This is a genomic window from Noviherbaspirillum denitrificans (assembly GCF_002211445.1).
Lineage (GTDB): Bacteria > Pseudomonadota > Gammaproteobacteria > Burkholderiales > Burkholderiaceae_D > Noviherbaspirillum > Noviherbaspirillum denitrificans.
Window position 1 is genome coordinate 2,136,085 of sequence record NZ_LSTO01000001.1, and the last position, 25,203, is coordinate 2,161,287.

Genomic DNA, 25,203 nt, shown 5'->3' on the forward strand with positions numbered 1-25,203 from the left:
ATCAGCGCCGTCTCCGGCGGCATCTTCAGCGCAAAGGCGAGCGGCAGCAGGATGGCGACGCCGTTGATCGGGCCGAGGCCCGGCAGCAGGCCGACGACGGTGCCGATGAAGGCGCCGAAGGTGGCCACCAGCAGGTTCATCGGCTGCAGCGCGACGCCGAAGCCTGTCATGAGATAGGAAAGGGAATCCATCACAGTCCAATCAGGGTAAAGACCGGCTCCAGCACGCCCTTGGGCAGCACCACGTCCAGCAGTTTGTCGAACAGCACGTACAGCACGAGGCCCATGCCGATGCCGGTGAGCGCGCATTGCTTCCAGTTGCCGCCGAAGATGCGGCCGATCGGCAGCGCCATCAGCGCGGTAGCGACGACGAAGCCGAACAGCTGGAACACGATGGCGTACAGAACGATGGTGAACGCGCAGAGGGCAATCACGCCGGACTGCCTGTTGCGCAGGAAGTCGACATGCTGCCCCGGCTTGAATGCCAGCCAGGCACCCGACAGCGCCATCAGCGCGGCGAGCACCAGCGGGAAGGCGCGCGGACCGACCGGTTCATACTCGACCGGGGCGGCGTAGCCCCAGGCGGCGATGGCCATGGCGCCGGCCATCGCGATGGCCGTCAGGCCAAGAAGGCGGTCGCTGTTCATTTGGCACCTGCCAGGCCGAACTCTTCGGCCAGCTTGCGATAGTTATGCGTGGTGCGCTTGACGTAGGCATCCAGCTCGGTGCCGGTCAGCGCCATCGGGTAGAGGCCGCGCTCTTCCAGCAGCTTCGCGTACTCCTTGGTCTTCATCATCTTGTCGAAGGTGTCGGTCCAGACCTTGAAGTCGGCATCGCTGACCTTAGGTCCGACGTAGAAGCCGCGCACGATCGGCCATTCGACGTCGAAGCCCTGCTCCTTCGCGGTGGGCACGGAGGCCAGTTCACCCGGCAGGCGCTTGTCGGCCATCACGGCAATTACGCGGATGTTGGCGCCGGCCTTGATCTGCGACGCGGCTTCGGATGCGTCGCCGGAGTACACGTGCACGTGCCCGCCCTGCAGCGCGGAGATCGCCTCGCCGCCACCTTCGAAGGCAACGAAACGCATCTGCTTGTGGTTGAGGCCGGCGGCGCGCGCGGTGAGCGCGGCCTTCATCCAGTCCTGGCTGCCGATGGTGCCGCCGGCGCCGAACACGACCTTGGTGGAATCGGCTTTGAGCGCGGCAGCGAGGTCCTTCAGGTTCTTGATCGGCGAATCCTTGCGCACCACGACCGCGCCGTAATCCGCGCCGACCACGGACAGCCAGCGCACGTCGCTTTCGGTGTACTTGCCGAACTTGCCCTGCGCGAGATTGAGCAGCGAGCCGCCGGAGAAGGCGACGATGGTGTTGGGTTCGCCCGGGCGCTGCGCGACCACGGCGTTGTAGGCGACGGCGCCGATGCCGCCCGGCATGTAGGTGACCCGCATCGGGTCCTTGATGTACTTGCCTTCATACAACGCGGTCTGCGCGAGCTTGCAGGTCAGGTCGAAGCCGCCGCCCGGCTTGGCGCCGGCGATGCATTCGGTCTTGTCGAGCGGGCCGGCGAACACGCTGCCGGCAACGGAAACCAGTGCGACGGTGCACAGGATTTTTTTCATTGGTATCTCCTCTTGGACATTGGCGGTATTCGCCATGGTCAGGAAGATAGCGAAACCATCCTGTCAATTGCCTGTCGATCGGCGTCAGCCGGCAAAAGATGCAAAGTAGCGACACATCCGCCGCTTGCCACATTGGCAATGGTGAGGCGGCCACCGCATTGTTCCGCCACCGAGCGCGCAATCGCCAGGCCCAGCCCGGAGCCGCCCAGCAGACTGTTGCGGGCACGGAAGAAGCGCTCCCCAAGCCGGGGCAGCTGGTCGGGCGGAATGCCGGGGCCATTGTCGGTGACGCTGAACGCGACCTCTCCGGGTTCGGCGTGGAGCGCGATCACTACCCGCCCTTCTTCGGGCGCGAAGCGGATCGCGTTATGCAGCAGGTTCAGCGCCGCCTCGCGCAACATGCCGGCATGGCCGAGTACCATCAGCGCGTCTTCCGGGCCGTCCAGTTCGAGGCTGATGCGCTTGTCGCGCGCCGCCGGCACCACCTCGCGCGCGACCTGCTGTGCGAGCGCGGCTAGGTCGATGGGGTCGACCGATATTTCCGGCGCATCGGCGCGGGCCAGCGCCAGCATCTGGTTGGTGCGGTGGGTGGCGTCGTCGAGCTGGCGCGAAATGGCGTCGATGGCGTCGCGGATGTTGGCGGGGTCGGTTTCGCGCAGCGCGTAGTCGAGCTGGGTGCGCAGCGTCGCCAGCGGCGTGCGCAGCTGGTGCGAGGCATCGTCGATGAAGCGGCCGCGCGCTTCAATGATGTGCTGGCTGCGCGCCATGTGGATGTTGATTGCATCGACCAGCGGACGCGCGTCCACCGGCGCGGACGCGGCATCGATCGGGCGCAGGTCGGCGGGCGAACGCGCGCGGACCTCGTCGCCAAGGCGGGCCAGCGGACGCAGCGTCAGGTGCAGCACGACGGCCAGCAGCCCGGCGGCTGACAGCAGCATCAGGATGTCGCGCCGCACTGCCTGCGCGGTGATCTGGTTCGCGAACTGGGTGCGCGAACCGAGTGTTTCCGCCACCTGGATCACGACACGCTGCCGCACGACGCTATTGCCCACCGGCCGGTCGAGTTCGCGCGCATAGGCGCCGACGCGGACCTTTTCGCCGAAGTATTCAGCATCGTAAAAATACGGCACGCGCGTCTTCAGCGTGACCGGCGGGCGCGGCAGGTCGGGGCTGCCGACTTCGGTCAGGCCGTCTTCGGTGGTGACGCGGAAATACACCTGGCCGGAGGCGGTCAGCTCGAAGAATTCGAGCATGGTGTACGGCAGCTCGACGGCAACGCCGCCGGACGCGGTGGAGATGTTGGCATCCATCGCCTTGATGGCGCCGAGCAGCGAGCGGTCGTAGGCCGAGTTCGCGGCGTCGACCGCGGTGCGGTAGGTGGTCCACAGCTCAATGCCGCCGACGATGCCCAGCGCCGGCACCAGCAACGTGAGCACCGTGCGCTTGAGGCTCCAGCGCAGCAGCAGCCGGTCCAGCCTCATCGGCTTTCCAGCAGGTAGCCGAGGCCGCGCAGCGTGACGATCTGTACCGGGCTGCCTTCCAGGCGCTTGCGCACGCGGTAGATCAGCACTTCGACGGCTTCCGGCATCGCGTCGAGGTCGTCGTCGAAGATCTTGTCGAACAGGTCTTTCTTGGTCATCGGCTCGCCGCTGCGCTGGATCAGCGCCAGCAGCAGGGTGTGTTCGCGCTTGGACAATTGCAAAGGCTGGTCGCCGAGGGTGAACTGGCGGGTGTTGGCATCGTAATGCAGCGGGCCGCAGGCGAGGCGCGGATGCTCGCTGCCGCGCGCGCGGCGGATCAGCGCGGTCAGGCGCGCTTCGAGTTCTTCCACCGAGAAGGGTTTGGCCATGAAGTCGTCGGCGCCGCCCTTGAGGGTGTTGACGCGTTCCATCAGCGAATCGCGCGCGGTGAGGATGAGGACCGGCAGGCGCACGTCGATGTCGCGCAAGCGCGCGAGCACGTTGTGGCCGTCGAGGCCGGGCAGGCCGAGGTCCAGGATCAGCGCGTCGTACTTCACCTGCGCGATGCTGGGTTCGACCAGCCGGCCGTCATCGACCCAGTCGACGATGTAGCCGTTCTGCTTGAGCGCGCGGCACAGCCATTCGGCCAGTTCGCGTTCGTCCTCTGCCAGCAGCAGTCGCATGTTGCCATCCTTGCATGATTCCCGCCGAGGGGAGGGCCTTGAGTATAGAGAAAAGCGTGTCGGCCACGCAAACGCCTGGTCGCACTTGATCTGGATCAGGTTTTTCAGAATTGTCGCAACGACATCACATGTTCATGGGATGAATACCGGTCATGCCAATGTTTTAATATCTGGAAAATCCCGAATGGCCCCTCGACGTGGAAACCCTTCATCCGCCTTCCGCACGGCCCATTATTGCCTGGTCCGACGTCCTCATCGTCGGCCACGAGCAGATCGATGCCGACCACCACCGCATCTTCGAGATCGCGGGCCGGCTGCATGCCGGCATCCACCAGGCGCATGAAAATATGCTCGTGCGACAGGTGCTGGCGGAATTGACGGACTACACGCTGACCCACTTCGCACGCGAGGAAGCCTTGATGAAGACGGCCGCCTTCCCCGGACTGGAAGAGCACCGCTTCGAACACGAGCTGATCACCTACCGCCTGCGCAACCTGCAGCGCCAGGCCGGCAGCGGCCGGCAAGGCCTGGCCGACGAACTGGAAATCTTCCTGGACCGCTGGCTGGCGCGCCATATCCTCACGTCCGACGCCCACATCGCCGCCGCATTGCGCGGCAAGCAGCCGCCATCCCCCCTCGCCTGAACTCCCATTTCCGCCAATCCGGCAGAAATTTCTTGATGTGAAACAGCGAAATCAAAAATTCGCGAGGCAGGAAGTGTTACTCGACCGAAACGACTCCTACAATGCAACTGATACTCGTTGCATCGCTGCAATATCGTGCAACGACGCTGTCAATCATGCAACACCGTCACCCAAAGGACGACTATGCAAAGTTGCTACGAAAATCCGTCGTATTTCTCCGAGAAGTGCAGCCGCTGCCAGTTCTCCTGCCTCAAGGGTGGGGCCGGCGGGGTGCAGGCCGATTCCACATCGCGCGGAAGCATCAGCATTCCGGGTTTCGCCGCAGTCGCAACGGGTGCGGCAGCAGCTGTCGCCGGCTACCCTACCGTGTCATCAGGCCTGACTGTCGTCGGCGCCGCCATCATCGTGGCAAAAATCCTCCGCAAGTAAGTCCTTCCCCGCGCGGCCACTTCAGCGCCGCGCAGGTCATTTCTGCGTACTGCCTTATCTGCGCCGCGCTTGCGGCGCACTCAGGCGCCTGGCCGGAACTGGGGATGCGACGCGTCCGCCCTCCAATGCAAGGGGAACCATTTCCATCGATGCAGTGACGGGCGCATGCCCCGGCGAACCACCGTCGACGAGGCGGAACACCGCCACCGCCTGCACCAGTTCCTGCGCTTCGTTCTTCAGGTTTTCCGCCGCCGCCGCCATCTGTTCGACCAGCGCCGCATTCTGCTGCGTCACTTCATCCATCTGCGCAATCGCTTCGCCTACCTGCGACACGCCGATCGACTGCTCGTTGCTGGCTACGCTGATCTCGGCCATGATGTCCGTCACCCGCCGGATGCTCGCCACGATTTCCTGCATCGTGCTGCCGGCCTGGTCCACCAGCGCCGTGCCCTGCTCCACCCGCTCCACGCTGGTGCCGATCAGCGTCTTGATCTCGCGCGCGGCCTGCGCCGAACGCTGCGCCAGGGAACGCACTTCCGCCGCCACCACCGCGAAGCCGCGGCCCTGTTCGCCGGCGCGTGCCGCTTCCACCGCCGCATTGAGCGCCAGGATGTTGGTCTGGAACGCGATGCCGTCGATCACGCCGATGATTTCCGAAATCTTGTGCGACGCGTCGTTGATGCCCTTCATGGTCGACACCACGTCGTCAACAATGCCGCCGCCCTTGACCGCGATTGCGCTCGCATCCTGCGCCAGCCGGTTCGCTTCGCGCGCATGGTCGGCATTCTGCTTGACCTGGGAACCCAGTTCTTCCATCGACGCGGCCGTCTCTTCCAGCGAGCTGGCCTGCTGCTCGGTGCGTGCCGACAGGTCGCTGTTGCCCTGCGCGATCTCGGTGCTGGCCGTGGCCACGCCTTCGGCGTTGTGCCGCACGTTGCCCACCACCCGTGACAGGCTGTCCTGCATCGCATTGAGCTGGGCCATCAGGCTGGCATGGTCGTCGCGCTGCAGTTCGATGCGCACGGCCAGGTCGCCCTGCGCCACGCGCTGCGCGACCGCTGCCGCTTCCGCCGGTTCGGCGCCGAGCTGCCTGAGCGAGCGCCGCACGATCGTGCCAATGACGAAAAACAGCACCACCTGCACCACACCCTGGCCGATCCACAGCAGGATGTTGAAGCGCCGGATCGCCGCGAGGTCGTCCTTGATATCGAGTGTCACGCTGGCCGCTCCGAGCACGGTGCCTTCGTCGACGCCATGGCAGTCGAGGCACTTGCTGGAGCGGAATTCCTTTTTCGCAACGAAGGGGAGGACGGCGCGCAGCGTGGCGTCGTTGCCGCTGTCGGTCATCTTGAAAGCAGGCTTGCCGGTTGCCAGCACGGTCTTGTCGAGTTCGTCGGCCGGATCCTGGTCGGGAAGTCCTGCGCCGAACTCGTCAGTGGTCGCCTTGCCGCGGATGATGCGCAATTCCTTGATGCCTTCGGAAATACCGATCTGCTTGATGAAGCGCGCCTTGGCCTTGGCATCGCTGATGACATCCTTGCCCGCCACGGTGACATCCATCAGGGTGTTCAGGCCGTTGATGGCACCGTCGGCGACGGCGGTGGTGCGCTCCTTCGCCGCGAGCAGTTCGCGCTGTTCAAACTGGTGCGATATCCAGTGCTGGACGCCAACGAGGACAACCAGAAGGAAACCCTGGATGAGAATTTGCAGCTTGCGCTGCAGGCCAAGCCCGCTCCACCATTCAGACATGCTTCTCCCTCTTCTTTCTTCTAGAATGTCTTTCCAAGCGTAAAGAAGGCGCCAGAGTGCGGCAATGGGGCAAATTGACGCAAATCAATGCGACAAGGAAAACTATTGCATTCGTCGCTACTTCGTTGCGTCTGCCGATTGCCCGCTCAGCCGGAACACCGCCACCGCCTGCACCAGTTCCTGCGCTTCGTTCTTCAGGTTTTCCGCCGCCGCCGCCATCTGTTCGACCAGCGCCGCATTCTGCTGCGTCACTTCATCCATCTGCGCAATCGCTTCGCCTACCTGCGACACGCCGATCGACTGCTCGTTGCTGGCTTCGCTGATCTCGGCCATGATGTCCGTCACCCGCCGGATGCTCGCCACGATTTCCTGCATCGTGCTGCCGGCCTGGTCCACCAGCGCCGTGCCCTGCTCCACCCGCTCCACGCTGGTGCCGATCAGCGTCTTGATCTCGCGCGCGGCCTGCGCCGAACGCTGCGCCAGGGAACGCACTTCCGCCGCCACCACCGCGAAGCCGCGGCCCTGCTCGCCGGCGCGTGCCGCTTCCACCGCCGCATTGAGCGCCAGGATGTTGGTCTGGAACGCGATGCCGTCGATCACGCCGATGATTTCCGAAATCTTGTGCGACGCGTCGTTGATGCCCTTCATCGTCGTCACCACGTCGTCGACGATGCCGCCGCCCTTGACCGCGATCGCGCTCGCATCCTGCGCCAGCCGGTTCGCTTCGCGCGCATGGTCGGCATTCTGCTTGACCTGGGAACCCAGTTCTTCCATCGAGGCGGCCGTCTCTTCCAGCGAGCTGGCCTGCTGCTCGGTGCGTGCCGACAGGTCGCTGTTGCCCTGCGCGATCTCGGTGCTGGCCGTGGCCACGCCTTCGGCATTGCGCCGCACGTTGCCCACCACTTGCGACAGGCTGTCCTGCATCGCATTGAGCTGGGCCATCAGGCTGGCATGGTCGTCGCGCTGCAGTTCGATGCGCACGGCCAGGTCGCCCTGCGCCACGCGCTGCGCGACCGCTGCCGCTTCCGCCGGTTCGGCGCCCAGCTGCCTGAGCGAGCGCCGCACGATGGCGCCGATGACGAAGAACAGCACCGCCTGCAGCAAGGCCTGTCCGGACCACAACAGGATGTTGAAGCGCCGCACCGCCGCGAGATCGTCCTTGATATCGAGCGTCACGCTGGCCGCGCCAAGCACCGTGCCTTCGTCGACGCCGTGGCAGCGCAAGCATTTGCTGGAGCGGAATTCCTTCATCGCGATGAAGGGGAGGACGGCGCGCATGGTGGCGTCGTCGCGCATGACGAACTGCGGCTTGCCGTCCGCCATCACGGCCTTGTCCAAGGCATCGACGGCGGCTTCTTCGGGCAGGCCGGGACCGAATTCCTGGTCGACTGCGTCGCCACGGATGATCCGGAATTCCTTCACGCCGTCCGTGACGCCGATCTGCTTGATGAAACGCGCGCGCCCCTTCTGGTCGCTGATGGCGTCTTCGCCGTTGATGCGCACGTCCATCAAGGTGTTGAGCCCGTTGATGGCGCTGTCGGTCACCGCGACCGTGCGCTGCCGTGCGTCATTGAGGATGCTGGCCTCGTAGCGCGCGGCCAGCCAGTGCTGGACGCTGACGAGGATGACCAGCAGCAGCCCCTGTATCAGGATTTGCAGCCTGGCCTTGAGTCCAAGCCGTTTCCACCAATCAGACATGCGTTTCCTTCATTGCGATTTGCGCTCGAACCAAATACTTGACGCAATGCCACGCCTGGTCTGACCGGCTCCTGCGGACTGTACGGGTTCCTAGCGTAATGACTGCACTGCCGTGGGGCAATGGGAAAGGTTGATGCAGGTCAATTTTAGTCCTGAAAGAGTCGTGCGGGGGAGTAATCCTTTGCGCTGGAGAACTATTTCCGCGCAGCACACTCACAGCAGGGTGACCCACCCTCCCGCTCCGCTGCCATGTTGAATTTCCTGAAAAACCTCACTGATTCATCCCCTGCGACGCCACCCGGCCCGGTCGCCTATCCGCGCCCGATGGCCGAAATGGCCGAATACCTGATCCTGCTGCAAGCTGCCGGCACGGCGCCGGGCAGTGGCCGCAAAGGCAACCTGCTGCGTCTCGCCACGCTGCTGGCGGACGACCCGTATTGCCTCGGCTACCTGCATGGGATGTTCGACTCGCTGTGCGAGCAATGGGAAGTGCCGGCCACGGAGCGCCGGCTGGTGATCGGCACCGCGTCCACCATCCTGTTCCGCGACTTGCTGGACGATTGCTGCGAACCGCGGACGATCGGCACGATCGAGGACAAGGCATTCAATGGCTTGCATGCATTCGCCGGCGACGGGGATTTCCGCCGCGGCCGCTTCGACGGCTGTACCGAGTTGACCCGCTACACCGCAACCAGGGAGCGCAACGACATACCGGCCCGCCTGCACGAGCGCCTGAAGCAGCTCCTCGAAGCAGCCGTCACGACTGCCGGTTAGGCGGCACGATGCCGAACTTCTTCATCTGCCGGTAGACCGTCGCGCGGCAGATGTCGAGTTCGGCCGACACCGCGGTCACATTCCACTTGTTGTTGCGCAGTGACCTGAGCAGGCGGGCACTCTCCGGTTCGACCGCGAGTGCGCCCACATACACATCGGCGTGGCGCGCGGCCGGCAGCAATGCCATTGCGCCGGGCATGATGCTGTCGGTGACTTCGCGCGGGAGGTGTTCCGGCAGGATTTCCTCGCCATCGGCCAGCGCGAGGGCATAGCGCAGCACGTTGCGCAGCTGGCGCACATTGCCGGGCCATGAAAAGCACAGCAGCAGCTGTCGCGCCGCGCCCGAAAGACGGCCATCCGCATTGAGCAACTCGGCCTCTTCCCGCAGGATCTTTTCAACCAGGTAATCGCGGTCCGCGCGATCGCGCAATGACGGCAGGTGCAGCGTCGCGCCGCACAGGCGGTAATACAGGTCTTCGCGGAATTTTCCTTCGCTGATCAGGTTGCGCAGGTCGCGGTGCGAAGCCGCGATGACAGTGAGGTTCACCGGCACCGCCTTCTCGGCGCCGAGCGGCAGCACCTCGCGCTCGGACAGCACGCGCAAGAGGCGCGTCTGCAAATGCAGCGGCATGTCGCCGATCTCGTCGAGGAACAGCGTGCCGCCGTCCGATTGCAGGATCAGTCCTTTCATCCCCTTGTTGCGCGCGCCGGTGAAGGTGCCGGCGGTATAGCCGAACAGTTCGCTTTCGATCAGCGATTCCGGAATGGCCGCGCAATTGACCGCGATGAAAGGCTGCTTCGCGCGCTCACTCGATTCGTGCAGTGCCTTGGCGAGCACTTCCTTGCCCGTGCCCGTTTCGCCATGGACCAGGATGTTGAGCCTGCGGTTGACGAGGCGTTTGGCCTGGTCCAGCAGGCGCTGCATCTGCGGGTCTTCCCCGGCCAGCCGGTCGAGCGCCGGATAATCCCGCGCGGCCGTGGCGGGGAGCGAGGGACGCGAAGTGCTGCAGCGCTGCGGATGCATCACCGAAATGTAGAACGAGCGGCTCAGTTCACTCGTAATCAGCGAGCGCTCGCCACCGTAGCTGGAACGCGCGACGCGCCAGATATCGCTCACTGATTTGCCGAACAGGTCTTCCAGCTTGCGCCCGACCGCCGCACTGAACAGGTGGCGCGCGCCGGTATTGGCGCCGACCACCAGGCCGTCTTCGTTGAACGCCAGCATGGCATCGCCGCTGACATCCACCAGCTCCCAGGTTGAACCGAGGCGCAGGATCCAGTCGTTGCGGAAGTGCCGCAGGAAATTCGCATCCTCGATCATCTGCGCGTACATCGACGTCAGGTGCACCGCGAGCAGCTGGCTGTCCTTTTCGCGCGGCGAGCGCAGGGCCGACATGTCGAGCACGGCGAGGAATTTTCCTTCAGGGTCGAACAGCGGTGCCGATGTGCAGGTCAAGCCGATATGCGAGGTGCCGAAATGCTCGTCCTGGTGACAGGTGATCGGCTTTCGTTCGACGAGGCAGGTGCCCACTGCGCAGGTGCCGGCATAGGTCTCGCTCCAGTCCGCGCCGAGGTAGAGGCCCGCCGGCTTGAGCTCATGCGCGGCGGATTCGTGGCCGATGTAATCGACCGTGATGCCTTCCGCATCGCTGAGCAGCAGCACATAGTCAGAACCGGAAATGCGCTTGTACATCTGCTCCATCCCCGCGCGCGCCACGCGCAGGAATTCCTCGATCTGTTCCTGGTGCTCGCGCAGCTGCTGAGAAGGCACGATGCGCGCAGCCGGTGAGCGTGCCGGGTCGAGTCCGTAATCCTTGATGCAGCGCTTCCACGAACGGCGGATCGGATCCGTCTCGGTATCGTCCGCATGGACGTCGTGCGCGACCGACAGCACGCGGTCGATATGCTGCATCTGCGCAGTCTTGTTCATCATCTGTCTCCTCGCTAGCGCCGAGTGTTTCCCGCCTAGAGGGTGTTATGAACTAGGGAAGGGGGCGCGCCGCGCCTAGCACTGCATCCCTTCTCGACCGAACGCGCCCCCTTCCCTAGTTCATAACACCCTCTGACCAGGTATTGATAACGCGAATATTCCGCCTATTCGCGGCAAATTTCCATCATTTTCTGCATGAGTCCACGCTCTGTCGCAGCGACGGGTGTAGCTGTATTCCGGCGCGTACGGAAATGCGACAACTGTCGCATGCGACAGCTGTTTTCAGCCGCCGCGACACCTGTATCGGCGTATGCAACAAACAACGGCCCAACCGCCGTGTTTTCCCGCTTTCCGCCGATGGCACGCTTGTTGCGAACCGGTAATCGCTTCCATCTGAAAGCGACAGACAACCATCAAGGAGACTCCATGAGCAGCAAAGACGAACATGCCGGGATGCGGCTGGTCGAGAAGACCGCGCGTGTCACCCGGCGCGGCTTCCTGAAAGGCACCGGCCTCGCGTCGATCGGCGTGACCGTGATTCCCGCAACCGCGTTGATGACCGCACCGGCGGAAGTCTATGCGCAGGCATTCAAGACACTCGGCCCGGAAGCGGGCAAGGACCTGCTGCGCCTCGCGCGCGACATCTTTCCGCACGACCGGCTGGCGGACAAGTACTACCTCCACGCGATCGAACCCTACGACGCCGCCGCGGCGAAAGACGCGAAAACAAGGAAGCTGTTCGTCGACGGCCTCAAGCTGCTCAACACCACCGCGCAGAAGATGCACAAGCAGCCCTACGCACGCATCACGGACGAAGCCAAGCGCGTGCAAGTGCTTGTCGCCATCGAGGACTCACCCTTCTTCCAGAAGGTGAAGGGCGACCTGGTCACCGGGCTGTACGACAACAAGGCGGTCTATCCCTTCTTCGGCTACGAAGGCTCGTCCTGGGAAAAAGGCGGCTACATCAACCGCGGCTTCAACGATATCGACTGGGTGCAAGGAGACTGAGAATGACAGCGAAATACAGTTTGGACGACGATGACGTCGTCGTGATCGTCGGTACCGGCGCGGGCGGCGGCACGCTGGCCAACGAACTCGCGCAGCGCGGCGTGAAAGTGGTGAGCCTCGAGGCCGGCAAGCACTATACGCAGGCCGACATCGAGAATGACGAATGGGGCATGTTCTCGAAGATTTCATGGCTCGACAAGCGCATCTCGGCCGGCGGCTGGCATCACACCAAGACCTATCCCAACCTGCCGGCGTGGATCGTCAAGGGCGTGGGTGGATCGTCGGTACACTGGGCCGGCCTCGCATTGCGCTTCCAGCCGCACGAGTTCAAGACCCGCACCACTTACGGCGACATGCCGGGCGCCAACCTGCTCGACTGGCCGGTGACTTACGACGAGATGGCGCCCTACTACGACCTCGCAGAAAGGAAGCTGGGTGTGGCCGGATCGAAGGCGAGCGGCTTGCCGCCGCTGCCGGAAAACAACCACTACAAGGTGATTGCCGCCGGCGCGCGCAAGGCCGGCTTCAAGCAGATCGTGCGGCCGATGGCGATCAACTCGCAACCCTACGACCAGCGTCCCGGCTGCCAGCAGATCGGCTTCTGCATGCAGGGCTGCAAGATCGGCGCGAAGTGGTCCACGCTCTATACCGACATCCCGCGCGCGGTCGCCACCGGCCGCGTCGAAGTGCGGCCGGAATCGATGGCCCTGCGCGTCGAACACGATGCAAAGGGCAAGGTCACCGGCGTGCTGTATGCGGACAAGGATGGCAATCGCCATTTCCAGAAGGCGCGCATTGTCTGCGTCGCCGGCAACTCGATCGAGTCGCCACGCCTGCTGCTGAACTCGGCATCGAGCCTGTTCCCTGAGGGCCTCGCCAATTCCTCGGGCCAGGTCGGGCGCAACTACATGAACCATTCGACGGCGGCGGCCGTGTCGATCTACGACAAGCCGGTCTACATGCACCGCGGCACAGCGCTCGCCGCGGTGGTCGCCGATGAAGCGCGCCACGATCCCTCGCGCGGTTTCTCCGGCGGCTACTACCTCGAGGGCCTGGCACTCGGCCTGCCCTTCCTCGCCGCCTTCCTCAAGCCCGGCGGATGGGGCCGCGAACTGACCTCTGCCATCGACGCCTATGACCGCATGACCTGCGTATGGGTGTGCGGCGAAGACCAGGCGCGCCAGGACAACCGCATCACGCTGCATCCGACCGAAAAGGACCAGTACGGACTGCCGGTGCCCGTGGTCACCAAGACCTACAGCGCCAACGACCAGGCGCTCGCGGCCCACGGATTGAAGCAGTGGCGCAAGCTGTCGGAAGCCGGCGGGGCGCGGCGCGTGATCGACATGCCGGCCTACCCGGCCAGCCACAACATGGGCACCAACCGCATGAGCGAAAAGGCGCGCGATGGCGTGGTGAACAAGTGGGGCCAGGCGCACGATGTGAAGAACCTGTTCGTGTCCGACGGCAGCCAGTTCACCTCGAGCGGCGCGTGCAATCCGACGCTGACGATTGTTGCGCTGGCGATCCGCCAGGCGGAGTACATTGCAGGCGCGATGGGCAGGCAAGAGATCTGAGGATTGTCTCCGCGGTGCTTACCGCGTTCGGGCGGCATCTTCGGATGCCGCCTTTTTTCATCGTCGCTCATGTCGGACTGCATTCACTTTCCTCCCATAAAGGACAATAAACCCGACATTCAAATGTATGAGGAGATTACCTATACTTCAGATGTGATTTTTCGCTCTGTGGGAGGTTGTCATGCGACATCGACTTTATTATTTGCTCCCTGATGTAGAAAGCGCGCGACGCACCTTGGATGACATGTTGCTCAACCGGATCGATCAGGGGCATCTCCACTTTCTTGCCAAGGGCGCGTTACCTGAAGACATGCCGGAAGCAAATTTCCTGCAAAAGACCGACGTGGTTCATGGTGCCAAGGCCGGCATGCTCGCCGGGGCAGCGCTCGGCATGGCCTTGGGTTTCCTGGTGGTCTACTATTTTTCGCTCGAGGCCGGAGCACTGGCGGTGACGGCCTCAACCCTGGTCGGCGTTCTGTTCGGCGGTTGGGCGGCGAGCCTGGTCGCGGCGGCAATCCCGAATTCACGACTTGCGGCGTTCTTCCCTGAAATAGAAAAGGGAAAGGTACTGTTGATTGCCGATGTGCCCGCACGACGCATCGAGCAAATCGAGAGGGTGCTCGCTGAACGCCACCCGGAAATAAAATTCAGCGGCGAGGAGCCGACTATTCCGGCCTTTCCGTAACGCATCGCCACAGGGAGCGCTGGAACGTTGTAATGGACTTGCACATCATGTCGGCGGATGTGCGGGGAGATGATTATGGAACTGCATTTGCATTCGCATCATCTTGAGCATCGCAGCCCGGACTGGGTTGCAGCGGCGGCCTCGGGCTTTGTCGCCGGCGCCATCCTGATGGTGCTCGAACTGATCTGGTCGTCCCTGATCCAGGGCGCCAATCCTTGGTTCACGTCGCACATGATTGCCGGCATCGTCCTGGGGATCGACGTAGTGCGGTCCTCGGGCTTCAGTGTCGGCATCGTGGGCGTCGCGCTCATCGTCCATTACGTACTGGGCATTGCTTTCGGACTTGTCCTGGCCGCGGTCATGGCGCCATTCCATGTTGATTCAAGCATCGGCAAGTCGGTGTTGGTCGGCGCGGTGTTCGGCCTGATACTGTATCTGGTCAATTTTTATGTCCTGGCCGGTCTTTTCCCCTGGTTTGCAGACATGCGCGGCTGGGCAGCCCTGTCCGCAAATCTGATCTTCGGCATGGCGGCGGCGGTGATGTACATGACGCTCGAGCGGCCGGAGATCGCGCGATAGCGTCACATCGGTTCTGAATCGGCTCGGCGGCCGCGCCGCCGGGAAAGAGGATTGATATGGTCATGGCTGTCGCGCTCATCGTGATAGTCGCCGCCTCGCTGGTGTTTCATTTCGCCAGTCCATGGTGGACCACGCCGCTTGCCTCGAATTGGCAGAGGATGGATGACACGCTTTCCATCACGTTGCTGATCACCGGCGTCTTCTTTGTTGGCATCAATCTCTTCGTCGCGTACGCACTGTGGCGATTCCGTCACCGTGGCGAAAGGCGCGCGGCGTACGAACCCGATAACAGAAAGCTGGAGCGATGGCTGCTTGTCGGCACCACGCTCGGCATCATGGCACTGCTGGCCCCCGGCCTGTTTGTGTATGCGGATTATGTCCGCGCCCCTGACGATGCGCTCATCGTTGAAGTGCTGGGCAAGCAGTGGGAATGGCATTTCCGCTTTCCAGGCGCCGGCGGCAAACTGGGCCTGACCAATGTCAGTCACGTCAACGCTTCCAATCCCTTCGGACTCGACCCCAAGGATCCGATCGCCCAGGGCAATCTCCTCGTCGCCGGCGATTTGCACCTGCCCCTCAACAAGCCGGTGAAGGTGTTGTTGCGCTCGCAAGATGTGCTGCATGATTTTTATGTGCCGCAATTCCGCGCCCGCATGAACATGGTGCCCGGCATGGTGACGTCGTTCTGGTTCACACCGACCAAGGCCGGCCGTTATGAAATCCTGTGCGCCCAGTTATGCGGCGTCGGCCACTACAACATGCGCGGCTACGTGGTCGTGGAAGACGAGGCGACGTTTTTGAAGTGGCTCGAAGCGCAACCGACCTTTACGGCCACCATGGAAACGCCGCGCGGCGGCACGGAATCGGCACCAACCGGCGGCACCGACTCGCCGCAGGCACGCGGCAAGGCGCTTGCCCAGTCCAAGGGCTGCATCGCCTGCCATTCGGCCGATGGAAAGCCTGGCGTGGGGCCGACCTGGAAAGGACTCTACGGCAAGACGGAAAGCATGGCCGACGGCTCGACCGCACTGGTTGACGAGGCCTTTCTGAAAAATGAAATCCGCAATCCGCAGGCGCGCGTGGTGAAGGGCTTTTCACCGATCATGCCGAAGATCGACGTAACCGATGATGAACTGGCCGCGTTGTCTGCCTATATCCAGTCCCTCGGCAACTCCGGGCCGCCGCCGGCAAACAGGTAGTGAGGAGGACCACAGCATGGATTACGCGCACGGTTCACACAGCTTCTGGACCAGATATGTCTGGAGCCAGGACCACAAGGTGATTGCGGTGCAGTATGCGTACACCGCAATCGCAGTCGGCCTGGTCGGCGTGGCGTTGTCCAACCTGATGCGGCTGCAACTCGGTTTTCCCGGCCGTTTCGCATTCATCGATGCGCAGCACTACTACCAGTTCGTCACCATGCACGGGATGATCATGGTGATTTACCTGCTCACCGCATTGTTCCTTGGCGGCTTCGGCAACTACCTGATTCCGCTGATGGTCGGTGCGCGCGACATGGTGTTTCCATTTCTTAACATGCTCAGCTTCTGGGTCTACCTGCTGTCGGTACTGGTATTGATCGCGAGCTTCTTTGTGCCGGGCGGCCCTACCGGCGCCGGCTGGACGCTCTATCCGCCGCAGGCCATTTTGCCGGGCACACCGGGTTACGACTGGGGCATCATCCTGATGCTGGTATCGCTGGTGATCTTTATCGTTGCCGCCACCATGGGCGGGTTGAATTACGTGACGACGGTATTGCAGGCGCGGACCAAAGGCATGACGCTGATGCGCATGCCGCTCACGGTATGGGGCATTTTCGTTGCAACGATCCTCGCGTTGCTGGCGTTTCCGGCACTGTTCGTCAGCGGTGTGATGATGCTGCTCGACAAGACCCTGGGCACCAGCTTTTTCATGCCGTCGCTGGTATCGATGGGGCAGGTGACGAATTACAAGGGCGGCAGTCCGCTCCTGTTCCAGCACCTGTTTTGGTTCTTCGGCCATCCGGAAGTCTATATCGTGGCGTTGCCGGCATTCGGCATTGTCTCCGACCTGATCAGCGTGCATGCGCGCAAGAGCATCTTCGGCTACCGCAACATGGTGTGGGCGATCCTTGCCATCGGCGTGCTGTCAGTCGTGGTGTGGGCGCATCACATGTTTGTCAGCGGCATGAATCCGTATTTCGGCTTCTTCTTCGCCACCACCACGCTGATCATCGCCGTGCCGACCGCGATCAAGGTATACAACTGGCTGCTGACGCTCTGGCGCGGCGACATCCACCTGTCGGTGCCGATGCTGTTCGCGCTGGCCTTTGTCAGCACCTTCGTCATCGGTGGATTGACCGGCCTGTTCCTTGGCAACGTGAGCGTGGATATTCCGCTCTCCAACACCTACTTCGTGGTCGCGCACTTTCACATGGTGATGGGCGTGGCGCCGATTCTCACAGTCTTTGGCGGGATCTACCACTGGTACCCGAAAGTGACCGGCCGCATGCTCGACGACCGGCTCGGCAAGCTCCATTTCTGGATCACCTTCCTCGGCACCTATGCCATCTTTTTCCCCATGCATTACCTCGGCATCCTCGGCATGCCGCGCCGCTACTATGCGTTCGAACACTACGACTTCATTCCCCAGTCGGCGCATACCCTGAACACCTTCATCAGCGTCGTGGCGCTGATCGTCGGCGCGGCGCAACTGATCTTTGTTTTCAACCTCGCATGGAGTGCATTTCGTGGCAGGCAGGCGAATGGCAATCCGTGGCACGCAGCATCGCTCGAATGGCAGACGCCGCACACACCGCCCGGGCATGGTAATTGGGGGCCGGAATTGCCGGTCGTCTATCGCTGGGCATACGCGTACGGCGTACCCGGCGCGCCCCAGGATTTCATTGCACAGAACGCCGCACCGGAAGCAGGAGGCTTTGAACCCGAACCCTATCGCGGCAAGGAAGGCGGCAAGGAGGCTTTGGCATGAGTACGCCCATGATGCTTCGCCCCACGATGGAGGGCAGCGATCATGTCCCCACTTCCGGCGTGACCGAGCGGGAACCGGCCGGTGTCGCGCTTTGGTTCTTCATTGCTGTGGCGACCTCCCTGTTTTCATTGTTCATCGCTGCGTACGTCATGCGCATGGACGGAGCGGACTGGTCCGTCATCGCCATGCCGTGGCAGCTGTGGCTCAGTACCGCGCTGCTCATCGCAGGCAGTATCTGCCTGCAACTGGCCAGCGCCTTCGGCCATCGCAAGCGCTGGAACGGTGCGCATGTCCTGCTGCTGGCCGGCGGCGCATGTGCGTTTTCCTTTCTGGCTGTACAGCTCTGGGCATGGCAGGTGCTCCTGGACAACCGCGTAGTCCCGGTGGGGAACCCGGCGAGCAGTTTCTTCTATCTGCTGACAGCGATGCACGGACTGCACGTTGCAGGCGGTTTGGTCGGGTGGGGTATTACCGTGTCCGGTTTTCATCGGGCGGTTCCCACTGAATGGCGCATGGCGTTGTGCGCCCGCTACTGGCATTTCCTGCTGGCGGTGTGGCTGGTTCTGTTTGCCGCACTTGGCTGGCTGACGCCGGAGGTGGTGCGCATCATTTGCGGCACGCGCTGAAGACAAGGCCATGGAGGCGATATGAGCGCACAGCTGTCGTCAACGAAGGATCCGGCGCACTCCCCCAGCGGATGGCGAGGACTGGTGGCCGACTGGTCATCGGACAGGGAAGTCTTCTCGGTATCGTGGGGCAAGGCGATGATGTGGATCTTCCTGCTTTCCGATACCTTCGTCTTCAGCTGCTTCCTGACCGGCTACATGACCGTGCGGGTGTCGACGCCGGCACCGTGGCCGAATCCCAGCCATGTCTTCGCATTGAATATCGGCGGCGTCGAGGTGCCGCTGATTCTCATTGCCATCATGACCTTCGTGCTGATCACCAGCAGCGGCACGATGGCCATGGCGGTCAATTTTGCCTACCGTCGCGATCGATTGCGCACAGCCGCGTTGATGATGGCGACCGCCGCGTTCGGCGCCTTGTTCGTCGGCATGCAAGCCTTCGAATGGACCAAGCTGATCGTCGAAGAAGGCATCCGTCCATGGGGCAATCCAATGGGTGCGGCACAGTTCGGCGCGACCTTCTTCATGATCACCGGTTTCCACGGCATGCATGTGTCGGCCGGCGTGATTTATCTGCTCATCGTGGCGCTTCGCGTCCTGCGCGGCCGATACGAAAAAAGCGGCAATTACCAGATCGTCGAGATCGCCGGACTGTACTGGCACTTCGTGGACCTGGTCTGGGTATTCATCTTTGCATTGTTCTATCTCTGGTGAGGCAAGCCATGAGTTCTCACGGCGGACAACAACATCCGGTCAGCCTGTACCTCAAGATCTGGGGATTGCTGTTTGTGCTCAGCACGATGTCCTACCTGGTCGACTATTTCCACTTTCAAGGCATCCTGCGATGGGCGCTGATCATCGTCTTCATGTTGCTGAAGGCTGGATTGATCGTTGCGATTTTCATGCACATGGCGTGGGAGCGCCTGTCGCTCGTTTACGCAATCCTGGTTCCGCCGCTGTGCCTGCTGGTGCTGGTGGGGCTGATGGCATCAGAGGCGGGTTACACCCTCTTCACACGGCTGTCATTCTTTCAGTGAGGCATTAGAAACTTTCGACCAGCCTCCAGAACGACAGCGACCTTTCGAGAACCCATGAGCCGGCCACCAGGGCCATCCCGGCGGGAACGGCGATGTGGATCAGCTTTCGCCTTCCCGGTTCATGCGAAAGGTATCGCCTCGACACAATCCAGACGACGGCGCCGAACACCACTTGCACCACCTCCCCACCCAGGCTGAACGATAGGAACGACGTAATGATGTTGGGCCCCATGTGCACGGTGAGTTCGCGCATTCCGAATGCAAAGCCCATGCCGTGAACCACGCCGAAAACCGCCGCGATCAACGAAGAATGGAACCACGACATGCGGTCGGCAAGGAGGACGACGGCGGCAGCGAACACCGACAGTGCAATGGCGAGTTCGATCGCTCCGGAAAACCAGTCTGCACCAGGCACCAGGCCAAGGTAGGCGGCAAACATGGACAACGCATGGCCTGCACTGAAGGCGGTAATTCTCAGCATCAGCGAGCGCAAGGTCACTGCCTGCCATGCGAGGCAGGCGACAAACAGCAAGTGATCGGCGCCCTCGAGGATATGCCTCGCGCCTTCCTTGATGAATTGGCTGGCGGCCGTCCATGCCGATGGATTGATGACCATCGGACTGTCGAGCAGGCCGATGGACGAATACGTGGCCGAGCGATCGCCCGCATGCGAGACGATGACATTCTTTACCGGCGCATTGTTCAGCCGGCCGGGAGAAAGTGTGCTCTGCAACGCGATTTCGTCGGTGCTGCGTACCGCGGGATAAAAGAGCGCGACGTCGAACAGCATGTCATCTATTTCGATGTCGTGAAACGCGTCGGGAGAAAGGGGTTGGGCGATTGCGCGCCTTGCCTGCTCCAGGCTGGAGAATGGCGGCACGTTTCCACGCGCATGGACGGCAGCGCCAAGTACTTCGGGCATGATTTCACGCCCTGCCGCCGTGAGGCGATGCCCCCATGCGATGAGCGCGCTCGCCACATCCAATCCGCCGGCCAGCTCGTTCGCGTCGGCGTAGTAGAAGGTATGACCGCTCTCCACCTTGGACAATGTGTACGGATACTGCCGCGGCATATCGAGCGCGTCGGCGCGGCTATCCTCAACGGCGCCGACAACAAGGGGAAAGGACAGCCGGTAGTAGGCCGTCAATCCGCGTGCCTGGTATTCCAGATGCATGGCGCGGATATTGACCCTGCCATCGGCATGGGCGTGTCCCGCGCGCGGGACACAGGCCAGAATCAGCGCGAGGATAGACAACGACAGCACCAGGCCTGCGCGCAGCTTCACGTATTGCATGGCTTTTCGTCCTTGTCTCCTGGAACGCGCAACGCTACTTTTGCGGCGTACGCGGATTCCAGAGTGCGCGTTTTGCGGTTTTTTCGTAAGCCATTCCCTTCGGTGTACTCACGATTTCAAGCTGCATGCCCCAGGGCGCGAGGAAATACACCCAGGTCAGCCCTGCGGCCGGCCCCTCGGTGAAGGTACTCGGCTTGCCCAGCACCTTCACGCCGTTCTCCTTGAGGTAGGCGACAGCCTTGTCCATGTCGTCCACATAGAAAGCGAGATGATGCCCACCCACATCGCTGTTCTTCGGCGGCGTCTGGCTTTGCTTCGGCGCGCCGTATTCGAAGATTTCAAGGTTGGTGCCATGGCCGCACCGTACCATCTGGAAGCGCTTGATTTCCGCGCGCGCATCCACATTCAAGTGGACATTCATCCAGTCGTCGTCAAACTTGAACGCCCCCAGCTTGATGGACTCTTCGCAGCCGATGACCTTCACGAAGAAGTTAACCGCCTCGTCCATGTTGGGTACCGTGATGCCGAGATGCTGGGCGCCGCGCATGCCCGGCATTGCGGCCTGTGCGCCCAACGGAAGAAGGGCCGCAAGCGTTGTCGCGGCGAGAATTTTTTTCAGTGTCATTACTGTCTCCTGTATGTAAATGAAAATTGACTGAGCCGCCTGGCGTGGAAATCACGGCTTTAATCCGTGCACGCCTCTGCTGAGGCGAACAGCTCGGCCCACCGCGCGTCACGCGCATAATCATTGCGCGACACGAAGATGCGGTTGTCTGCAGGCAAGGGGAGGTGAATCGCCTCCCGCAGCTGGCGGCGCAAGGCCAGGGCGAGGTCGGCGAGAGGCGGTTGCCATCCCAGCTCCTCCTCGCAGGAACTTGTCCGCTGCGCGAGCATGGCCGCATGACCGCCCGGCTTGCCGACGGCATCGCACAGCATCGCCCAGTCCGGCCGGCCAACCAGCAGTCCCGCGGCCACCAGAACGCCGGTGCGGCGCCTGACCTGCGCCAGTCCGACGATTTTTCGCTTGCCGACGACGACTTCCCAGGGGGACAGCCCGCCATAGCACGCCCATTGCAAGTCCGGACAGGCGTCATCCTGCTGGGCTGTCCGCGCTTCCGCGGGCGTCAGCGCATGCGCATCGACTCCGCTGTCGCGCAGCACGCTGGCGAAGCCTTCGCCAATCCGCCGGTAGCCCGCCACGGTACCGCCCAGCGCGAGCGGATGAGAGACCGGCAGCACAATCGATACGCTCAGCATCCATGCCCCGGTAAGAACGGCACCCCCGCCGGCCTGCCTCCCGGCCAGGGGAATGCCGGCGCGCTGGGCGGCGCCGACCGCGCTCAGCAAGCCGCGCTGCGAGCACCCCAGGACGACGCCCGGCGACTGGTAGGTCCAGAAGCGCATGCTCGGCTCGACGACTTCCGAGGACAGTTGCCTCCGGTTCCAGTCCTGCTCCTCTTCCGGCGATGCAATCGATGAAATCGCGATCAGTTCCGACATCAGAGCCCCTCGCAGGTGGTCAGCCGCTGCTTGAGGTCGCCGAGGAAGACGGCGGCCGGATAGCCGTCGACCGCCCGGTGGTCGAAGACGAGCGTCATCCCCATCATTGGCGCAATGACGATCTTTCCGTCCTTGACCACGGGCTTGTCGATGGTCCTGGTGATCCCGAGGATGCCGAGCTGCGGCGGGTTGATGATGGGCGTGAACCAGTCGATGCGGGTCATGCCGAGGTTGGTCAGCGTGAAGGTGCCGCGCTGCAGCTGGCGCGGCGCGAGCGTGCCGCCGCGCGCGGCGGCGGACAGCTCGGCCGTTTCCTGCGCCAGTTCCGCCACGGTCTTGCGGTCGGCGTTGCGGATCACGGGCGCGAGCAGGCCGTCCGGCACGCTCACGGCCAGCGCCAGATTGATGTCGTCCATCAGCTCGACCACGTTGTCCTTGAGCAGCGCGTTCAGTCGCGGATGGTCACGCAAGGTGAGCGCCAGCGCGCGCATGATGTACGCGGTGACCGTCACCTTCTGCGTACCGCCGAGCGATGCCTGCAAGTTGGCACGCAGGCGCTCGCATTCCGTCATGTCCGCTTCCGCGTACATGGACACGCGCGGCGCCTGCCAGCCTTGCGTCATGTTGCGCGCGATGGCGCCGCGCAGGCCGGTCAGCGGAACCAGCTTGCGTGGCGCGGCATTCGAGTCCGCTTCCGCCATGGTCAGCCCTCCAGCACGATCAGGGTCTGGCCGCGGCCGAAGGTCTCCTGCTTGCCGACCTTGATTTCCTTGACGATGCCGGCCGACGGCGCGGCGACTTCGTGGCTGGTCTTGACCAGCTCGACCACGCCCAACGTCTGCCCGGCCGTGACACGATCGCCGGGCGCGACCATCCATTCGTCCACCAACGCTTCGGTGCCTTCTTCGACGTCGGCCCAGGCACTGTCAATCAAAGTAACTTCAATCACGATATTCCTTTCAAGCGGTAATGGTTTGGCTGTCCAGTTGCGCGCGGACGGCGCTGACAATGTTGTCGACCTGCGGGATCACGAACTGCTCCAGCGGGCGGCTGAAGGGGATCGGCACATCGGGCACCGCGAGGCGGCGCACCGGCGACTTCAGGCGGATGGTGTCGAGGTGTTCCGACACGATGGCGGCGATCTCGCCGCTCAGGCCGAAGCTCAGGTAATCCTCGTCGGCCACCAGCAGGCGTCCGGTTTTGGCGACAGACTTGAGGATGGTTTCCTTGTCCAGCGGTACAAGCGTGCGCAGGTCGATGATCTCGGCGCTGATGCCGTCGGCAGCCAGCTTCTCGGCGGCGAGGATGGATTTCTGCACCATCTGGCTAAGCGTGACGATGGTGATGTCGCTGCCCTCGCGCACCACCTTCGCCTTGCCGAAGGGGATGGTGTACGCATCCTCGGGAACGAAGGTGGTGCTGCCTTCGAAGTAGGACATCCATGACAGGCCCATGATGCCCTTGTGGTACAGGTACACGACCGGGTTGTCGTCGCGGATTGCTTCGGCCATCAGGCCCTTGGCGTCGTACGCATTGGAGGGCACCACGACCTTGAGGCCGGGCACATGCGCGAAGATCGAGTACAGGCATTGCGAATGCTGCGCGGCGTCGTTGTAGCCGCCGCCGATGCCGGTCATCACCACCGCCGGCAAACGGATGTTGCCGCCCGCCATGTAGGTGTTCTTTGCGAGGTGGTTGTAGATCTGGTCGAAGCACACGCCGAAGAAGTCGACGAACATCAGTTCGGCGATCGGACGCAGGCCTTCCGCCGCCGCGCCGATGGCGGCGCCCATGAAGCCGGTTTCGGAAATCGGCGTATCCATGATCCGTTCCTTGCCGAAGCGGTCAAGCAGGCCGGCGGTGGCGCTGAACACGCCGCCGTATTTGCCGATGTCTTCGCCCATCACGAAGACGTTCGGGTCGCGCTCCATTTCCTGGCCGATCGCTTCGGAGATCGCCTGCGCCATGCTCAGGATTCGTGTGTTGTTTTCGGTGGTCATTTACTGCACTCCTGTAATGTCGTTCGGATGAAGGTCGCGCGTCATTCGGCGAACACGTGCAACAGCGCTTCGGACGGTTGCGGATAGGCGCTCTCGCGGCCAAAGGCATAGGCGGCCTGCACGCGCGCGCTGACGCCGGCGCGCAGCGCCTTGTCGGACGCGTCGTCAAGCGCGCCGGTGCGGCGCAGTTCATCACCGAGGACGCCGATCGGATCGTGTTCGCGCAGGCGCGCGACCTCGCCTTTCGGGCGGTAGGTTTCGGGATCGCCCTGGAAGTGGCCGAAGTAGCGGTCGGTCTTCACCTCGATCAGCGTCGGGCCTTCGCCGCGCCGCGCGCGTGCCACCGCTTCGCCCGCCGCCTTGAACACCTCGACCGCGTCATTGCGCCCGACCAGCACACCCGGCATGCCATAGCCGCTGGCGCGGTCGGCATTCGACGCAATGGCGGTGGAATCGGTCTTTTCGACGGAGATGCCGTACTTGTTGTCTTCGCACACGAAGATCACCGGCAGCTTCCACAGCGACGCGAGGTTCAGCGCTTCATGGAAGGCGCCCTGGTTGGCCGCGCCCTCGCCGAAGAAGGCGACCGCGACCCAGTCCTTGCCCAGCTTCTTTGCAGCCAGCGCGGCGCCGCATGCCTGCGGCGCGCCGGCGCCGACGATGCCGCTGCAGCTGAACTTCACCTCCGGGTCGAACAGGTGCATATGCCCGCCCTTGCCGCGCCCGAGGCCGGTAACCTTGCCGAACATCTCGGCGGTCATCGCATCGAGCGACACGTTCTTCGCAATCGCGAAGTGGTGCGGGCGGTGCGCGCCGACGACGGTATCTTCCTTGCGCAGGTGCGCGCAGACGCCGACGGCCACCGGCTCCTGGCCGGCGGCGAGGTGCATCTCGCCGGGCACCGGACCGCCGCCGATATCGAAGGCCAGTCCCTTCTGGATCT

Annotated in this window: 27 protein-coding genes; 12 read left to right on the forward strand and 15 right to left on the reverse strand. The window is 63.0% G+C overall.

Going from position 1 to position 25,203, the window contains the following annotated elements; genetic code table 11:
- From AYR66_RS10480 to AYR66_RS10500, 5 genes are all read right to left on the reverse strand, one after another.
- Positions 1 to 191 (reverse strand): tripartite tricarboxylate transporter permease (locus tag AYR66_RS10480; RefSeq protein WP_170942294.1); only part of this gene is annotated, 191 nt, incomplete at its 3' end.
- Positions 191 to 646, reverse strand: coding sequence for a tripartite tricarboxylate transporter TctB family protein (locus tag AYR66_RS10485; RefSeq protein WP_088707443.1), 456 nt, complete (start codon positions 644 to 646; stop codon positions 191 to 193). The genes AYR66_RS10480 and AYR66_RS10485, both read right to left, overlap by 1 nt.
- Complete coding sequence (locus AYR66_RS10490) at positions 643 to 1,617, reverse strand: Bug family tripartite tricarboxylate transporter substrate binding protein (RefSeq protein WP_088707444.1); 975 nt, start codon at positions 1,615 to 1,617, stop codon at positions 643 to 645. The genes AYR66_RS10485 and AYR66_RS10490 overlap by 4 nt, the downstream gene beginning before the upstream one ends.
- Before the next feature lie 38 nt (positions 1,618 to 1,655).
- Positions 1,656 to 3,098 (reverse strand): sensor histidine kinase, encoded by a 1,443-nt coding sequence (locus AYR66_RS10495; protein ID WP_088707445.1) that lies wholly within the window; start codon positions 3,096 to 3,098, stop codon positions 1,656 to 1,658.
- The gene (locus AYR66_RS10500; protein ID WP_088707446.1) at positions 3,095 to 3,760 is read right to left on the reverse strand and encodes a response regulator; all 666 of its coding nucleotides are present in this window, start codon (positions 3,758 to 3,760) and stop codon (positions 3,095 to 3,097) included. Before AYR66_RS10500 ends, AYR66_RS10495 begins: the two co-directional genes overlap by 4 nt.
- Before the next feature lie 197 nt (positions 3,761 to 3,957).
- Between AYR66_RS10500 and AYR66_RS10505 the strand changes: the two genes are divergently transcribed.
- Complete coding sequence (locus tag AYR66_RS10505; RefSeq protein ID WP_170942115.1) at positions 3,958 to 4,404, forward strand: bacteriohemerythrin; 447 nt, start codon at positions 3,958 to 3,960, stop codon at positions 4,402 to 4,404.
- 183 nt (positions 4,405 to 4,587) lie between these two features.
- Positions 4,588 to 4,833: a hypothetical protein gene (locus AYR66_RS10510; protein ID WP_088707448.1), complete on the forward strand. Its 246-nt coding sequence runs from the start codon at positions 4,588 to 4,590 to the stop codon at positions 4,831 to 4,833.
- Positions 4,834 to 4,887: 54 nt separating this feature from the next.
- Here AYR66_RS10510 and AYR66_RS30385 read toward each other — a convergent pair whose 3' ends face one another.
- Both AYR66_RS30385 and AYR66_RS30390 read right to left on the reverse strand, forming a co-directional pair.
- Positions 4,888 to 6,582 carry a methyl-accepting chemotaxis protein gene (locus AYR66_RS30385; protein WP_272938333.1) on the reverse strand — a complete coding sequence of 565 codons (1,695 nt, stop codon included), beginning with the start codon at positions 6,580 to 6,582 and terminating at the stop codon, positions 4,888 to 4,890.
- Positions 6,583 to 6,699: 117 nt separating this feature from the next.
- The gene (locus AYR66_RS30390) at positions 6,700 to 8,280 is read right to left on the reverse strand and encodes a methyl-accepting chemotaxis protein (protein WP_272938334.1); all 1,581 of its coding nucleotides are present in this window, start codon (positions 8,278 to 8,280) and stop codon (positions 6,700 to 6,702) included.
- A 249-nt stretch (positions 8,281 to 8,529) separates the two neighbouring features.
- Between AYR66_RS30390 and AYR66_RS10525 the strand changes: the two genes are divergently transcribed.
- Positions 8,530 to 9,054 carry a hypothetical protein gene (locus AYR66_RS10525; protein WP_088707449.1) on the forward strand — a complete coding sequence of 175 codons (525 nt, stop codon included), beginning with the start codon at positions 8,530 to 8,532 and terminating at the stop codon, positions 9,052 to 9,054.
- Here AYR66_RS10525 and AYR66_RS10530 read toward each other — a convergent pair.
- A complete protein-coding gene (locus tag AYR66_RS10530; RefSeq protein ID WP_206047135.1) occupies positions 9,038 to 10,987 on the reverse strand; it encodes a sigma-54-dependent Fis family transcriptional regulator in 1,950 nt (649 codons plus the stop codon). The genes AYR66_RS10525 and AYR66_RS10530 overlap by 17 nt on opposite strands.
- A gap of 423 nt (positions 10,988 to 11,410) precedes the next feature.
- Between AYR66_RS10530 and AYR66_RS10535 the strand changes: the two genes are divergently transcribed.
- From AYR66_RS10535 to AYR66_RS10575, 9 genes are all read left to right on the forward strand, one after another.
- Positions 11,411 to 11,992 carry a twin-arginine translocation signal domain-containing protein gene (locus AYR66_RS10535; RefSeq protein ID WP_206047136.1) on the forward strand — a complete coding sequence of 194 codons (582 nt, stop codon included), beginning with the start codon at positions 11,411 to 11,413 and terminating at the stop codon, positions 11,990 to 11,992.
- A 2-nt stretch (positions 11,993 to 11,994) separates the two neighbouring features.
- Positions 11,995 to 13,569, forward strand: coding sequence for a GMC family oxidoreductase (locus AYR66_RS10540; protein ID WP_088707451.1), 1,575 nt, complete (start codon positions 11,995 to 11,997; stop codon positions 13,567 to 13,569).
- A 181-nt stretch (positions 13,570 to 13,750) separates the two neighbouring features.
- Entirely contained in the window at positions 13,751 to 14,254 is a 504-nt protein-coding gene (locus AYR66_RS10545) for a DUF1269 domain-containing protein (protein ID WP_088707452.1), read from the forward strand.
- A gap of 75 nt (positions 14,255 to 14,329) precedes the next feature.
- Complete coding sequence (locus tag AYR66_RS10550) at positions 14,330 to 14,833, forward strand: hypothetical protein (protein ID WP_088707453.1); 504 nt, start codon at positions 14,330 to 14,332, stop codon at positions 14,831 to 14,833.
- A gap of 56 nt (positions 14,834 to 14,889) precedes the next feature.
- Positions 14,890 to 16,032, forward strand: coding sequence for a cytochrome c oxidase subunit II (locus AYR66_RS10555; RefSeq protein WP_088707454.1), 1,143 nt, complete (start codon positions 14,890 to 14,892; stop codon positions 16,030 to 16,032).
- A 16-nt stretch (positions 16,033 to 16,048) separates the two neighbouring features.
- Positions 16,049 to 17,803: a cytochrome c oxidase subunit I gene (gene ctaD / locus AYR66_RS10560; RefSeq protein ID WP_088707455.1), complete on the forward strand. Its 1,755-nt coding sequence runs from the start codon at positions 16,049 to 16,051 to the stop codon at positions 17,801 to 17,803.
- Between the two features lie 26 nt (positions 17,804 to 17,829).
- The gene (locus AYR66_RS10565; protein WP_234815024.1) at positions 17,830 to 18,429 is read left to right on the forward strand and encodes a cytochrome c oxidase subunit 3 family protein; all 600 of its coding nucleotides are present in this window, start codon (positions 17,830 to 17,832) and stop codon (positions 18,427 to 18,429) included.
- A 21-nt stretch (positions 18,430 to 18,450) separates the two neighbouring features.
- Complete coding sequence (locus AYR66_RS10570; protein ID WP_088707457.1) at positions 18,451 to 19,143, forward strand: heme-copper oxidase subunit III family protein; 693 nt, start codon at positions 18,451 to 18,453, stop codon at positions 19,141 to 19,143.
- An 8-nt stretch (positions 19,144 to 19,151) separates the two neighbouring features.
- Positions 19,152 to 19,466, forward strand: a complete 315-nt coding sequence (locus AYR66_RS10575) for a cytochrome C oxidase subunit IV family protein (protein WP_088707458.1) — start codon at positions 19,152 to 19,154, stop codon at positions 19,464 to 19,466.
- Positions 19,467 to 19,470: 4 nt separating this feature from the next.
- Here AYR66_RS10575 and AYR66_RS10580 read toward each other — a convergent pair whose 3' ends face one another.
- The 7 genes from AYR66_RS10580 to AYR66_RS10610 all read right to left on the reverse strand — a co-directional run.
- Positions 19,471 to 20,760: a HupE/UreJ family protein gene (locus tag AYR66_RS10580; protein ID WP_088707459.1), complete on the reverse strand. Its 1,290-nt coding sequence runs from the start codon at positions 20,758 to 20,760 to the stop codon at positions 19,471 to 19,473.
- Positions 20,761 to 20,794: 34 nt separating this feature from the next.
- Positions 20,795 to 21,385 (reverse strand): VOC family protein, encoded by a 591-nt coding sequence (locus AYR66_RS10585; RefSeq protein WP_088707460.1) that lies wholly within the window; start codon positions 21,383 to 21,385, stop codon positions 20,795 to 20,797.
- A 59-nt stretch (positions 21,386 to 21,444) separates the two neighbouring features.
- Positions 21,445 to 22,260: a lipoate--protein ligase family protein gene (locus AYR66_RS10590; RefSeq protein WP_206047137.1), complete on the reverse strand. Its 816-nt coding sequence runs from the start codon at positions 22,258 to 22,260 to the stop codon at positions 21,445 to 21,447.
- The gene (locus AYR66_RS10595; protein ID WP_088707461.1) at positions 22,260 to 22,961 is read right to left on the reverse strand and encodes a dihydrolipoamide acetyltransferase family protein; all 702 of its coding nucleotides are present in this window, start codon (positions 22,959 to 22,961) and stop codon (positions 22,260 to 22,262) included. Before AYR66_RS10595 ends, AYR66_RS10590 begins: the two co-directional genes overlap by 1 nt.
- A gap of 2 nt (positions 22,962 to 22,963) precedes the next feature.
- Positions 22,964 to 23,209: a lipoyl domain-containing protein gene (locus AYR66_RS10600; RefSeq protein WP_088707462.1), complete on the reverse strand. Its 246-nt coding sequence runs from the start codon at positions 23,207 to 23,209 to the stop codon at positions 22,964 to 22,966.
- Positions 23,210 to 23,219: 10 nt separating this feature from the next.
- Complete coding sequence (locus tag AYR66_RS10605; RefSeq protein ID WP_088707463.1) at positions 23,220 to 24,260, reverse strand: alpha-ketoacid dehydrogenase subunit beta; 1,041 nt, start codon at positions 24,258 to 24,260, stop codon at positions 23,220 to 23,222.
- 41 nt (positions 24,261 to 24,301) lie between these two features.
- On the reverse strand, positions 24,302 to 25,203 hold a 902-nt coding region (locus AYR66_RS10610), incomplete at its 5' end, for a thiamine pyrophosphate-dependent dehydrogenase E1 component subunit alpha (RefSeq protein ID WP_170942295.1).